General features: G+C 61.3%; 13 protein-coding genes. 7 read left to right on the forward strand and 6 right to left on the reverse strand.

The annotated features are described in order from the left end of the window. Positions 1-84: 84 nt before the first annotated feature. From VF285_RS02140 to VF285_RS02170, 7 genes are all read left to right on the forward strand, one after another. Complete coding sequence (locus VF285_RS02140) at positions 85-1,203, forward strand: Re/Si-specific NAD(P)(+) transhydrogenase subunit alpha (RefSeq protein ID WP_346950968.1); 1,119 nt, start codon at positions 85-87, stop codon at positions 1,201-1,203. Continuing rightward, positions 1,203-1,511, forward strand: a complete 309-nt coding sequence (locus VF285_RS02145; protein WP_346951047.1) for an NAD(P) transhydrogenase subunit alpha — start codon at positions 1,203-1,205, stop codon at positions 1,509-1,511. Before VF285_RS02140 ends, VF285_RS02145 begins: the two co-directional genes overlap by 1 nt. Beyond that, positions 1,508-2,944: an NAD(P)(+) transhydrogenase (Re/Si-specific) subunit beta gene (locus VF285_RS02150; RefSeq protein WP_346950969.1), complete on the forward strand. Its 1,437-nt coding sequence runs from the start codon at positions 1,508-1,510 to the stop codon at positions 2,942-2,944. The genes VF285_RS02145 and VF285_RS02150 overlap by 4 nt, the downstream gene beginning before the upstream one ends. 111 nt (positions 2,945-3,055) lie before the next feature. Beyond that, complete coding sequence (locus tag VF285_RS02155) at positions 3,056-3,793, forward strand: flagellar brake protein (RefSeq protein ID WP_346950970.1); 738 nt, start codon at positions 3,056-3,058, stop codon at positions 3,791-3,793. 64 nt (positions 3,794-3,857) lie between these two features. Continuing rightward, on the forward strand, positions 3,858-5,126 hold the full coding sequence (locus tag VF285_RS02160; RefSeq protein WP_346950971.1) for an FAD-binding oxidoreductase: 1,269 nt from the start codon (positions 3,858-3,860) through the stop codon (positions 5,124-5,126). After that, positions 5,123-6,061 (forward strand): 4-hydroxyproline epimerase, encoded by a 939-nt coding sequence (locus tag VF285_RS02165; RefSeq protein ID WP_346950972.1) that lies wholly within the window; start codon positions 5,123-5,125, stop codon positions 6,059-6,061. The genes VF285_RS02160 and VF285_RS02165 overlap by 4 nt, the downstream gene beginning before the upstream one ends. After that, positions 6,058-6,714, forward strand: a complete 657-nt coding sequence (locus VF285_RS02170) for a GntR family transcriptional regulator (RefSeq protein ID WP_346950973.1) — start codon at positions 6,058-6,060, stop codon at positions 6,712-6,714. Before VF285_RS02165 ends, VF285_RS02170 begins: the two co-directional genes overlap by 4 nt. A gap of 17 nt (positions 6,715-6,731) precedes the next feature. Here the strand turns inward: VF285_RS02170 and VF285_RS02175 are convergent, their stop codons facing one another. The 6 genes from VF285_RS02175 to VF285_RS02200 form a co-directional block, all read right to left on the reverse strand. Then, positions 6,732-7,904 carry an alpha-hydroxy acid oxidase gene (locus tag VF285_RS02175; protein WP_346950974.1) on the reverse strand — a complete coding sequence of 391 codons (1,173 nt, stop codon included), beginning with the start codon at positions 7,902-7,904 and terminating at the stop codon, positions 6,732-6,734. Further along, the gene (locus tag VF285_RS02180) at positions 7,901-8,992 is read right to left on the reverse strand and encodes a sn-glycerol-3-phosphate ABC transporter ATP-binding protein UgpC (protein ID WP_346950975.1); all 1,092 of its coding nucleotides are present in this window, start codon (positions 8,990-8,992) and stop codon (positions 7,901-7,903) included. Before VF285_RS02180 ends, VF285_RS02175 begins: the two co-directional genes overlap by 4 nt. Before the next feature lie 72 nt (positions 8,993-9,064). Continuing rightward, complete coding sequence (locus VF285_RS02185; protein WP_346950976.1) at positions 9,065-9,907, reverse strand: carbohydrate ABC transporter permease; 843 nt, start codon at positions 9,905-9,907, stop codon at positions 9,065-9,067. Beyond that, positions 9,904-10,752 carry a sugar ABC transporter permease gene (locus VF285_RS02190; RefSeq protein WP_346950977.1) on the reverse strand — a complete coding sequence of 283 codons (849 nt, stop codon included), beginning with the start codon at positions 10,750-10,752 and terminating at the stop codon, positions 9,904-9,906. The genes VF285_RS02185 and VF285_RS02190 overlap by 4 nt, the downstream gene beginning before the upstream one ends. Before the next feature lie 49 nt (positions 10,753-10,801). Further along, on the reverse strand, positions 10,802-12,166 hold the full coding sequence (locus VF285_RS02195; RefSeq protein ID WP_346950978.1) for an ABC transporter substrate-binding protein: 1,365 nt from the start codon (positions 12,164-12,166) through the stop codon (positions 10,802-10,804). 184 nt (positions 12,167-12,350) lie between these two features. After that, positions 12,351-13,835, reverse strand: a complete 1,485-nt coding sequence (locus VF285_RS02200) for an aldehyde dehydrogenase (protein WP_346950979.1) — start codon at positions 13,833-13,835, stop codon at positions 12,351-12,353. Between the last annotated feature and the right edge of the window lie 8 nt (positions 13,836-13,843).

Here is a 13,843-nt window from a genome sequence, read left to right on the forward strand (position 1 = left end):
CAGGATGGTTTGACGTCGCCCCACCTCACCTCAAGGAGCCTCCATGCGCCGTGTGCTGGTTGTGTCATTGTCCCGGAGATCGCCATGCATATAGGCGTTCCGCGTGAAACCCTGCCGGGTGAGACCCGAGTGGCAGCCACCCCAGAAACAGTGAAAAAACTCGTCAAGGCGGGGCACACCGTCCTGGTGGAACGCGAAGCAGGCACGGCCGCCCGTTTTCCCGACGCAGACTATGAACAGGCTGGGGCCAGTCTGGCCGATACCGCCTCAGTACTGCGGTGTCCGCTGGTCCTGAAAGTGCGCCGGCCTACGGCGACCGAGCTCGGCCATATGGCACCCGGCAGTGCAGTGCTGGGCATGCTGGACCCCTTCGACGCCTCGGGCCTGCAGGCGCTGGCGGACGCCGGACTGACGGCCTTTGCGCTGGAAGCCGCGCCGCGCACTACGCGCGCCCAAGGCCTGGACGTGCTCTCGTCACAAGCGAATCTGGCGGGCTACAAGGCGGTCTTGTTGGCTGCCCACTATTACGGGCGCATTTTCCCCATGCTCATGACGGCCGCTGGCACGCTGAAGGCCGCGCGCGTCGTGGTGCTGGGCGCGGGGGTCGCGGGGCTGCAGGCCATTGCCACGGCGCGCCGGCTCGGTGCCGTCGTCGAGGCATCCGATGTACGCCCTGCCGCCCGCGAGCAAGTGGAATCCCTGGGGGGCAAATTCATCGACGTGCCCTTCGAGACCGACGAAGAGCGCGAAATCGCCCAAGGGACCGGAGGCTACGCACGCCCGATGCCGGCCGCCTGGATGGCGCGGCAAGCGCGGCTCGTAGCCGAACGTTGCAAGCAGGCCGACATCGTCATCACGACAGCCCTCATCCCGGGGCGGCCTGCCCCCGTCCTCATCCAGCCCGAGACCGTAGACGCCATGAAACCTGGCTCTGTCCTGGTGGACTTGGCCGTCGAACGCGGCGGCAACTGTCCGCTGTCCGTGGAGGGCAAAGTAACCGACCATCAGGGGGTCACGCTGGTGGGGCTCACGAACCTGCCAGCGCTGCTACCCACCGATGCCTCTGCACTCTATGCGCGCAACGTGCTGGATTTTCTCAAACTCATCATCGATGCACAGGGCGCGCTGGCCCTGCCCGCAGATGACGACATTGTCAAAGCGTGCCTGGTCTGCAAAGACGGGCAGGTCCTGAGGAAAACATGATGGAAGCCGTCAATCCCACACTCATCAACATCATCATTTTCGTCCTGGCCGTGTACGTCGGTTTTCACGTGGTCTGGAACGTAACCCCCGCCCTGCACACGCCGCTGATGGCGGTCACCAACGCCATCTCGGCCATCGTCATCGTGGGGGCCATGCTGGCGGCGGCCCTCACTGACGGAGGCCTGGCACAAACCATGGGGACTCTTGCCGTGGCGCTGGCGGCAGTCAACGTGTTCGGTGGCTTTCTGGTCACGCAGCGCATGCTGCAGATGTTCAAGAAAAAGGATCGCAAAGGAGACCATGCATGATTTCCGCCAACCTGGTCATTCTGCTGTATCTGGTCGCCTCGGTCTGCTTCATCCAGGCGCTCAAGGGGCTGTCACACCCGATGACATCGCGCCGTGGGAATCTTTTCGGCATGGTGGGGATGGCCATCGCCATCCTGACGACGGCGGCCCTCATCATCGGGCTGGCACGCGAAGGCGCCACGGGGCTGGGTTTGGGTCGCATCGTGCTGGGCCTGCTCATCGGCGGTAGCGTGGGCACATTGCTCGCGCGCAAGGTCGAGATGACCAAAATGCCAGAGCTCATCGCCTTCATGCACAGCATGATCGGTCTCGCAGCAGTCGCCATCGCGGTGGCTGTCGTGGCCGAACCTCATGCCTTCGGCATCGCCGCGCCCGGCACGCCCATTCCCACCGGCAATCGTCTCGAGCTCTTCATCGGCACCTTCGTGGGTGCCATCACATTCTCGGGATCGGTCATTGCCTTCGGAAAGCTCTCCGGCAAATACAAGTTCCGGCTGTTTCGAGGCGCGCCAGTAATCTTCGCCGGACAGCACGTGCTGAACCTGATCCTGGCCATCGTCATGATTGCCTGCGGCCTATGGTTCATGGCCACGCAGTCCTGGCTGCCCTACGTGCTCATGACGGCCATTGCGTTTGCACTGGGCGTACTCATCATCATCCCGATCGGCGGCGCCGACATGCCGGTGGTGATCTCGATGCTCAACAGCTACTCAGGATGGGCGGCAGCCGGCATCGGCTTTTCGCTCGAGAATCCCATGCTCATCATTGCCGGCTCACTGGTGGGCTCGTCGGGCGCGATTCTCTCGTACATCATGTGCAAGGCGATGAACCGGTCGTTCTTCAACGTGATCCTGGGGGGCTTTGGTGCCGAGCCCTCGGCCACCAGCACTCAGGACGGCACGCAGCGCAGCGTCAAATCAGGCAGCCCCGAAGATGCGGCCTTCCTCATGAGTAACGCAGAATCGCTGGTCATTGTCCCGGGGTACGGCCTGGCCGTAGCACGCGCCCAGCACGCGCTGAAAGAGCTCGCCGCCAAGCTGGGTGAAAAAGGCGTCACGGTGAAATACGCCATCCACCCCGTTGCTGGCCGCATGCCCGGTCACATGAACGTGCTGCTCGCCGAAGCCGAGGTGCCATACGATCAGGTCTTCGAGATGGACGACATCAACGGCGAATTCGGCCAGACCGACGTAGTGCTGGTCATGGGCGCCAACGACGTGGTCAACCCTGCTGCCAAGAACGATCCGCACTCGCCGATTTCGGGCATGCCCATTCTCGAAGCCTACAAGGCGCGTACGGTCATCGTGAACAAGCGCTCCATGGCCACGGGCTATGCGGGGCTCGAGAACGAGCTGTTCTACATGGACAAGACCATGATGGTATTTGGTGATGCCAAGAAAGTGCTCGAAGACATGGTAAAGGCGCTGGAATAGGCCTGACACACGGCGTGACCGGAGCACCACGCTTTCATGCGCGGTTGCTCCGCCCCGCCTGGGAATCGATTACACTTTGGCACTGCAAAAAAATATTACATTTCATCCGTCATGGCCATCGAGGAAGACGATCCCTACGTAGTTTCACAGCCGTTGGAAATCCAGGCCATCGTCAACAACTTGCTCAGCAAGCGGGTTCTGGTGCGGCTGGACGTCCCGCACCACGCGGTGTCCATCATCTCGACACTGCTGGACGTCGACCGGAAATTCGGCACGATCCTGCTGGACAACGCCTCGGACCAAGACATCAACGACCGCCTGCTGCGCGCGCCACTGGTGCGCCTGCAAGGCATGCTGGACCGTGTGCTGATCGAATTCACCGGGCGTCTGGCGCCAGCCTTTCACGGTGGCAGGCCGGCATTCTCAATGGCGCAGCCCCCGCAACTCCGGCGCATGCAGCGGCGCGAGTCCTTCCGCATCGACATCCCGAACAGCGCCGCTGCCACCAGCACGATCGACGACGCCTCGCTGTCTAAACGACCGGCGCGCTTCCGCCTGATGGACCTCAGCACAGGAGGGGTCAAGCTTGCCGACGATGACAATATCCTCGAGCAATCCCCGGTCGGGACGATCTTCAGCCAATGCAGCCTCGATCTTCCTGATTTTGCACCCATCCCCGTCAGCCTGAGGCTATTGCGTCACTCGCAGCTCATCCAGGGAAACGGCAAAACCCTGCATGCGGCGGCGTGCCGCTTCTTCAATCTGCCAGCCAATCGGCAGATCACGATCCAGCAATACGTGAGCAGCCTGGAACGGGCTGCCATGGCCCGGCGCTGGGGAATCGAGTAAATATATCAATTGCATATTTAGTCGTGCTGTGGAATCATGGTCGGAACATTCGACGAAGGAATCCATGGCCACCACTTCCTGCCAGGTTGCCGTCATTGGCGGCGGCATCATCGGCGCCAGTTGCGCACTTTACCTGCAAGAAGCGGGGCTGGACGTCATGCTCATCGAACGCGAAGACATCGCGTCCGGTGCAAGCCAGGGTAACGCGGGCGGCCTGGCCTTCGCCGAGATCCTCCCGCTGGCTTCACCTCGCATCATTCGGAAGGCGCTTCACTGGATGCGCGACCCCTTGGGTCCGCTCAGTCTGCCCCCGGCCTACCTGCCTCAGATCGCGCCCTGGTTGCTGCGACTCTGGCGCGCCAGCTGGCCCGACCGATACCGCGCGAACATCCAGTCGCAAGTCAGCCTGATTCAATTGGCTCAAACCGAACTGCTGTCCATGATGGCCCGCACAGGCCTGGACCGGCATCTGCACACCGAAGGCGTCCTCGAGGTCTACGAAGGGGCCGAACGCTTTGCGACGGCGCAGGAAGTCACACGCCAGCGCGCACACTACGGCATCCAGAGCCAGGTGCTGCAAGGCGCCGCGCTGGCGGAGTTCCAGCCTGGGCTCTCCGCACGCTTCACGCACGGCATTTACCTGGACAGCTGGCGCAACATCGACGATCCCTATCGCTATACGCAAGACGTGGCGCGCCACGCTCTGTCGCAGGGAACGCGGCAATTGCGCGGCAAAGTCGTGCATCTGTCACCCACACCCTCGGGCGGACGTATCCACCTGGCCGACGGCACTTTGGTCGAAGCGCAGCACGTCGTGGTGGCCGCCGGCGCCTGGTCCCACCAGCTGACGCGACCACTGGGCGACGTCATCCCGCTCGAAACCGAGCGCGGCTACAACACCACACTTGCACCGGATGCTTTGGATCTGCACCGCCAGATCACCTTCCCCGACCACGGATTCGTCGTTTCCCCGCTGACCTGCGGCATCCGGGTGGGCGGTGCCGTAGAGCTGGCTGGACTCAAGCGCGCCCCGGACTACCGCCGCTCCACGGTCATGCTGGACAAGGCCAAGGCCTTTCTGCCGGCCCTGCGCACCGAAAACGGCCACGCCTGGATGGGCTTTCGACCCAGCCTGCCCGACTCGTTGCCTGTGATTGGCCCGGCGCGACGTCATCTTGCCTTCATCTACGCCTTCGGCCACGGCCACCTGGGTCTGACCCAATCGGCCGCCACGGCCCGCCTGGTGCGCGACATGGTGACCGGCCAGACGCCCGCCATCCCGCTGCACCCTTACCGCCCCGGGCGGTTTTCGTTGTTCAAGGATTCTCCATGAAACGCATTTCAATACTGGATTCCCACACGGGTGGTGAGCCGACGCGGCTGGTGCTGGACGGGCTCCCCGATCTCGGGCGTGGCACCATGGCGCAACGGCGTGCCTATTTCGCACAACACTGCGATGACTGGCGCAAGGCCATCATCCTGGAGCCGCGTGGCAGCGACGTCATGGTGGGGGCCCTGCTATGCCCCCCTGAAGACCCATCAGCCACGGCGGGCGTCATTTTCTTCAACAACACCGGCTACCTGGGCATGTGCGGCCACGGCACGATCGGCCTGCTGGTCTCGTTGGGCTACCTGGGCCGCATCCAGCCTGGGGACCACCGGATCGAGACACCCGTCGGCACCGTGACGGCCACCTTGCACGACGACGGCTCCGTCAGCGTGCGCAACGTGCCGTCTTATCGCCATCGAAAGGACGTCACAGTCCAGGTGCCCGGGCACGGCGCCGTCTGCGGCGACATCGCCTGGGGAGGCAATTGGTTCTTCCTGGTCAATGCACCTGAGCTGATCGTACCCGGTGCCGATCGGGCGGCGCTGACGGAATACACGTCCGCCATCGTGCAGGCGCTGGAAGACCAGGGAATCACCGGCCGCGATGGCGGACGGATCGACCACGTGGAGCTCTTCGGCCACGACGCCGAGGCAGACAGCCGCAACTTCGTCCTGTGCCCCGGCAAGGCGTACGACCGTTCGCCTTGCGGGACGGGCACCAGCGCCAAGCTGGCCTGCCTCGCGGCAGACGGCAAGCTGGCTCCAGGGGCCATCTGGAAGCAGGCCGGTACGCTGGGCACCTGCTTTCAGGGCAGCTATGAACCTGATACCGATGGCTGCATCATCCCCACAATTCGCGGACAGGCCCACGTGAGTGCCGAATCCACGCTCATTCTCCAGGACGACGACCCCTTCCAATGGGGGATAGATCCATCATGACCGCCACTGCACAAACGCCCAAAGTGCGCGCAACTGAAGCAGCCTACGACCAGATCGAGCAGATGATCGCCACGCTGCGGCTGGAGCCCAACCAGCCCATCGTGGAGAGCGATCTCATCGAGATGACCGGACTGGGGCGCACCCCCATCCGCGAGGCCCTGATGCGTCTGGTGGCCAGCGGCCTGATTGAGCAACAGCCCCGCCGGGGCCTGCGTGTGAGCGAAATCCGCATTGCGGAACACCTGATTCTCATCGACACCCGCCGCGTACTGGAGCGCCTGATCGCCGGGTCATCAGCCCGGCGGGCAAGCCCTACGCAAAGTACCAGCATCCTGCAGCACGCGCGCGACATGGTCAGCGCCGCGAAACGAAAAGACCTGGCTGCGTACATGCAGGCTGACCAAGCCCTGGATCGCGTCAACCACGAGGCCAGCCGCAATCCCTACGCCGTGCAGGCCATCGTACCCATGATCATCCAGTGCCGCCGCTTCTGGTATGCCTTCCAGCACGAGGGCGATCTGGAACGCGGGGCGCACTGTCACCTGCTGGAAGCCGAGGGCATTCACGCCAGAGACCCTGAGCAAGCAATCGCCGGTGCGGATGCCCTCATGGATTACCTGATGGAGTTCACCCGTACGGTGATCGAAAACTAGGGCAAGGCGATACGCTCTTAGGCGCTCCTCAGCAGACTCTTGTTGAGTTCGTTTAAATTGCGGCAACCCAACAAACCCAGCGTACGGTGCAGATCTGTCTGCAGCAGATCCAGCACGTGGTTCACGCCTGCCTCGCCACCAGCCCCCAGACCAAAAAGCGTGGCGCGCCCCAGGAGTACGGCATCTGCGCCCAAGATAATCGCCTTCAGAATATCAGTGCCACGCCGGAATCCGCTATCCAGCATGACAGTCATGTTCTCGCCCACGGCGGCACGCACTTCGGGCAGGATCTCCAGGGGTGACACTGCATGATCCAATTGGCGCCCTCCGTGGTTGGAGAGCACCACGCCATCCACCCCCAACTCCGCCGCCTCGCTGGCCTCTTCGACTGACAGAATGCCCTTCAAAATGAGCTTGCCCTTCCACGTGTCGCGCAGCCACCGGATATCGTCCCAATTAAGCGACGGCATGTGCTGTTTTCCAATTTCGGCGGCAGCCCCTTGCGGCGAAATGCCGCCTGGCGGCAACAGGTCGCCCAGATTCTTGAAGGTGGGCACCCCATCGGGAACCAGCACATCCAGCATCCAGCGCGGCTTGCAGGCTACGTCCAGTTTGTTGCGCCAGTTAAGCACCAACGGCGCCGAATAGTTACGCGCGTCCCATTCGCGGTTGCCATAGATGGCACTATCGGTCGTCACAGCGATCGTGTCGTAGCCCGCAGCCGCGCAACGCGAGACCAGATCTTGCACGAACTTGCGGTCCCGAAAGAAATAAATCTGCATCCAGGCCCAGCCACCTGGCACACGCACAATGTCTTCCAGCGCCACGGTGGATACGGTGCTGAGCACGAATGGAATACCGTGCGCCGCCGCCGCGCGGGCGAGCTTCAAGTCGCCGTCCTTGGTCACCATCCCGTTAAAGCCCGTGGGCCCAATCACCACGGGCATGTCCAACTTGCGGCCAAAGAGTTTCGTACTGATGTCGCGCACGCTCACGTCTGTCAAGGTGCGCGGTGTGAAACGGTAGCGATCAAAGGCCGCCCGGTTGTGAGCCAGGCTCACCTCGTCATCTGCACCACCATAGATGTATTCGAACACGAAATTCGGCACCCGCCGACGTGCAACGTCGGCAAGCTCCGTGATGTTGCGCGCCTGGCGGTAGCTGCGCCAGGGGGATAGGCATCTCTTCATTGTCGGTCCAGCAAATTGACATCGCTTTCAGTGTCAAACAAATGCAGGTGGGCCGTATCGCCACGAAGCCTGAGCGTCTCACCAACGCGCACCACACTTTCGCGACTAATCTGCGCGACAACGACGGCGCCCTCCACGTTGACCCGGACATCGCTCACCGAGCCTAGAGGTTCAATAAGTTCGACCGTGCCAGTCAACACATCGGTATCGGCTTGCGCTGCAACAGACAGATCCTCAGGCCGAACACCAACCCAGACCTCACGGTCTCGATGGGACTGCACGGCGGCCAGTAGCCGATCAGGGAGGCCGATTCCACCAAAGGCCGCTTGCAGTCGCTTGCCGTCGGCATCCACACGCATCTTCAGGAAATTCATCGCCGGGTTGCCAATGAAACCCGCGACGAAGCGATTGGCCGGACGATCATATAGCCCCAGCGGTGTACTGATCTGCTGGATCCAACCCTCGCGCATCACCACGATGCGCTGACCCATAGTCATGGCCTCGACCTGATCGTGTGTGACATAGAAGGCAGTCACGCCCAGGCGCTGGTGCAATTTCAGGATCTCCGCCCGCATGCCAGCGCGCAACTGGGCGTCCAGGTTGGACAGTGGCTCGTCCATCAAAAATACCTGTGGCTCGCGCACAATGGCCCGCCCCAGGGCCACCCGCTGGCGCTGGCCACCGGACAGCTCACGTGGCTTGCGCTCCAGCAAAGGCTCGATGTCCAGAATGCTGGCGGCATCACGGACACGCCGAAGAATCTCGGACTTGGGCGTTCCGCGCATCTTCAGGCCAAATGCCATATTGCTGAAAACGTCCATATGCGGGTAGAGCGCATAGCTCTGGAACACCATGGCGATATCTCGGTCCTTGGAGGGTACGTTCTGGACTTCGCGTCCGTCGATCAGAATGCGGCCACCCGAAACATCTTCCAGCCCGGCCAACATCCGCAGCGTGGTGGACTTTCCGCAACCTGACGGCCCCACTAGTACGACAAACTCTCCGTCCTGGGTTTCGAGATCAAACTCATGCACGGCAATCGTCTTGCCATAGCTTTTCGTCACATGCTCCACACTGACTATCGCCACGGGCGGCTCCTCATTGATCGGTTCTGTCCGGTGTGTGCCCGACGGCACCCTGCTTGTAGGCCCCGTGCGGGGTCATCCCTTGATACCACCCACGGTGAGACCCTCGGCCATGTACTTGCGAAACAAGTAATAGATCACGATGGGCGGCAACGAATACACCACCGCTGCGGCCATGAGCAGATCCCAGGGCGCCTGGTCGCTGTTCAGGAAGAAGCCCAGTGCCACGGGCACGGTAACGGTGGTTTCCGACGACAGCAACAGGAATGCGAACAGGTATTCGTTCCAGGCGAGCAGCAGCGCGTAAGTGCCCACGGCCACCAGGGCTGGCGCCATGAGCGGAAGATACACATTCAGGAAAATCTGACCCAGGCTGGCCCCATCAATCTTGGCGGCCTCGTCGAGCTCGCGTGGGATGCTGTCGGAATACTGCAGAAAAACGAAGATCGCGTAGGGCGTCGCAAACGTCACCTCGACCAGGATGACTGCCCAAGGCGTGTCCGCCAGCCCGTAGCCGTGCATCACGCGGTAGAACGGGATTGCCAGGAAAGACATAGGGATCACGTAGGTGAACAGTGCGGCGCTAGACAGAAACCCGCTGCCGCGCACGCGAATACGCCCGATCGCGAAGCTGGCCATGGTCCCGATGGCAAGCACCGCCGCCGCTGTGACGACACCAATGAACAAGCTGTTCCACATCTGCCGCCAGAAGTGCTCAAGATAAAAATGATCCTCCGTGAAGACCTTGACGAAACCTTCCAGTGTCGGGTGGTGCGGCCACAGATCGGATGAGAACACCGCACTGCCAGGTGTGAGCGCGACCGCTACCATGGTGTAGATCGGCATCAACGTCCACACGAATATGATGACGCCAATGAGCCACAGGACAACATTCCGCTTGCGAGAATGAACGTTCATGCTGCCGCCCGGTCACGTCGAAACTGCCGCATGAGCAGCAACATGATAGGAATCACCAGCGGCAGCGCCGTGATCACCACAGCCACCCCCAGAGACGGGTCGCCGATCTCGAAGGCATCCCGTATGCCCAGTGTGGCCAGCACATGCGTAGAGAGCACCGGGCCGCCGCCACTGATGAAGTGCACCGTGTTGTAGTCCCCCAGCGTCCAGAGCATTGACAACAAGGTGCAGGTCACATACAGCTTGCGCATCATGGGGATGGTAATGTGGAAGAACGCCTTCACGCCGGTGGCGCCATCCACGGCCGCCGCCTCGTAGAGGTCACGCGGGATCGCCATGCGGCCCGCCAAGAGGATCAGCGTCCAGAACGGCAGCCACTTCCATACATAGGCCACCACTACTGACCCCATGGCCAGATCGGGCCGCGCGAGCCACGGCGGGCCCATGATGCCGAAAACGTTCCAGAGGAAGTTGTTGATGAACCCCCACTGCGCGTCCAGCATCCAGTGAATCGAAATGAACTCGGGAATCGTCGGCACAGCCCACGGCAAGATGAATACCAGGAACAATGCACGAATCCAGCGTCGTCCGGTCAGGAAGAATTCGGCCAGCAGCAGCGCCAGGATCATCTTCAGGTTGACCCCGACGATGAGCAGCAACAAGGTATTGAGCACGGTACGGAAATAGATCGGGTCGCTAAAGAGTGTTTCGTAGCTCGCCAGATCACTTCCCATCCACAGGCCATAGCAGACCGGGTAAATGACAAAAAGCAGAAATACGACCACATAGGGGGCCGAGAAAATCGCACTCCAGAAGATCTCGTGCGAGCCGCCGCGACCCGGCATTCCAGCCAATGCAGGCCTGGATATACCGGGTCTCACCTGCGGGACCCTATTACTCATGAATCTGATATTTGGAGAAGATCTGCTTGATCTGAGTAATGGCCTGGTCTACCGCTGCCTCCGGTTTCATGCCATTGACCAGAACCTGACCGACCGCACGCCCCCATACCTGCTGCGAATTGACGAAGGCATAGGCGGGGTTAAGTGCCTGCGGCCAGGGTTCCGTGGGTTCCAGGACCTCTTGCTTCACAGCCACCGGCACGTGCGGGTTGTCCGGGTTGGTCCAGAATGGATCAGCCTTGATGATACTGGGCATCACGGGCAGCCAGCGACCCTGCGACGCATGCAGATAGGTGCCAAGTTCCTTGGGTTGGATCAGAAAGCTGAGGAAGCTCTTGGCCAGTTTTGTATGCTTGGCGCCAACCGGGACGATAGCAGACTTGACGGCCACCAGACTGGGCGTGGGTTTACCATCCAGCCCGGTAGGGGGCTGCATGGTCACAATGTCATGGTAGATCTTCGGATCACCCTGCTTGCCTGCCGGAATCGACAGGCTGGCGTTGAACGTCATGACGATCTGGTGCGAATAGAAGGCGGAATTATTGTCTGAATCCCCCCAGTTGACAGCCCCCGGAGGAACATAGCCCTTTTTGTAGACATCCGCCAGAAAAGTAATCAGTTGGATCGCACTTTCGCGGACCTTGGGATCATCGACCGTGAGCTTGCCCTGTTCGTTCACCATGTGCGCCCCGTAGGACAGCATGAACTGGTTAAACAGATAGTAGTTGTCGGTACCCGTCGAAGAAACGGTCAGACCCAGGGAATAGACGCGCTCGCCCTTGGCGCGCAGCGTGTCCTGAACCTGTTCCCAGAACTTCCAGTATCCATCCCACTGCTGCGGAATGTCCTTTTCGGTCTTTCCGGCCTTCGCCAGCATGGACTTCCAGTAGAAGACGTGCATGGCCTGCTGCTTGATCGGCACGGCATAGTAGCTACGCTTCTTGTCCTTGTTGTTGTATAGGTGCGCCGTGAGCAGAGCCGTCTTGGTATAGAGATTCTTGGCGGGGCCGACAACATCTGACAGATCAGTCAGGCGCCCATCCCAAGCCAGTTGCGGGGTCTGCGCAAAATCACCGACATCTTCGTAGGCCACGTCTGGCACGCTGCCCGCGTTCACCGCAGCGGTCAGCTTGGTCGGCAGATCTTCGGTGCTGTAGAAAGTGAGCTGAACCTTGTTGCCGGTCTTTTGCTCCCACTGGTGGACGATGTCCTTGATGGCGGCGTCTTCTTCAGGGTAGTAGCCCTTGTTCCACCAGACAGTAAGAGTCTCTGCCTGGGCCACCACCGGTACCAAAATGGACGCACACAGAGCGGGCAACAGCAACTTGCGCAGTGCAAACCCAACGGATGTCTTCATGAAGTCTCCTTGGTTGTTTCGCGGACTCGACATTTGCTGCTGGCTTTGTGCGGCCAGTAAAGCCCGCTACCTTTTTAGCACCCTCATTATGATACGGGTCGCGTCACTGCGCGATCCGGGATTTACCGACCCTGCGGCAACGCCCTGCAGACCAATTAAGCCCGAAGGTGGGCTTGCCCTGCTTTCAGGTATTCACGTACCAGATTGTCTTGGTTTGCTGGTACTGATCCAGCGCTTCAAGGCCGTTATCGCGCCCGCCAAAGCCAGACTGCTTGTAGCCACCAAACGGTGTGGTGATGTCGCCCTCCGAAAACCCGTTGACCGACACGGTTCCCGCCTGAATCGCTCGCGCCACGCGCTGCGCGCGGCGTACGTCCAGCGTGTACACCGAAGCCGCCAGCCCATAGTGGCTGTCGTTCGCAAGTTCAACGGCCTCTTCTTCGGTCTCGAAAGGCGTCACGGCCAGGATGGGGCCGAAGACTTCCTCCTGAAACAGGCGCGATCCGGCCGTCACCTGATCAAAAATGGTGGGCTCTACATACCAGCCACTGCCCAGTTCGGAATGGACCTGTCCCCCATGCACCAAACGGGCACCTTCTGCCACGGCCCCCTGGAGAAACCCCTGCACCTTATCGAAATGGGCGCGTTCGACCATGGGACCGATCTGCACGGACTCGTCCGTGGGCAAGCCCACCTTCCATTTCGCCAGGCGATCCCGCAGACGGGCAATCAACGCATCTTTGATACCGGACTGCACGATGAGCCGCGAACCGCAGCTGCAGTTCTCACCCATGTTCCAGAAGGCAGCGGCCAGCACGTGATCGACGGCACCGTCCAGATCGGCATCGTCAAAGATCACCTGCGGGCTTTTGCCGCCGCATTCCAGCACGATCTCTTTCAAGTTGCTCTCGGCGGAATACTTGAGGAAGTAACGGCCGACTTCGGTGGACCCGGTGAAAGACACCACGTCCACGTCCATGTGCCGTCCCAACGCCTCGCCCACTTCTTCACCCAACCCCGTGACCAGTGTCAAGGCTCCCAAGGGCACGCCCGCTTCGTACGCAAGCTGCGTCATGCGATAGGCGCTGAGCGAGGTGAGTTCAGCGGGTTTGACGATGACCGAATTGCCGGCCGCCAAAGCCGGTGCTACCTTCCAGGCGTACATCTGCGCTGGAAAATTCCAGGGCAAGACCGTGCCGACGACCCCAATGGGCTCCTTCACGATCAGACCCATGGCACCCGGGCCCGTCGGTGCCACACGGCCAAAACATTTGTCGACCGCCTCGGCGTACCAGCGAAACGTGTCGACCGTGGCCGGCAGATCCGTGTTGAGGCATTCGGAAATCGGCTTGCCCGCATCGACGCAATCCAGCGCGGCCAGCTCTTCCAGATGGGCCTCCATCAGATCCGCCCAGGCGAGCATCACGCGCTTGCGCTCGGCGGGTGCCAGTGCAGACCATTCGCCGGACTTGAAGGTGGCACGCGCCACCTTCACCGCCAAGTCCACATCCGCGGCGATCCCGCTCTCGATCGCACCAATCACGCTGTTGTCGATCGGGGTCGTATTGTTGATCTCGGTCCCCGGAGTGTCATGGCCGGGAATCAGATGGCCTGCCCACAAACGACCTGCGCGGGCCTGTGCAAACACCTGTTCTTTGGTCTGCGGCATGATGCCTC

Origin of the sequence: Castellaniella sp. (assembly GCF_036379515.1) — a bacterium.
Taxonomy (GTDB): Bacteria; Pseudomonadota; Gammaproteobacteria; order Burkholderiales; family Burkholderiaceae_B; genus Castellaniella.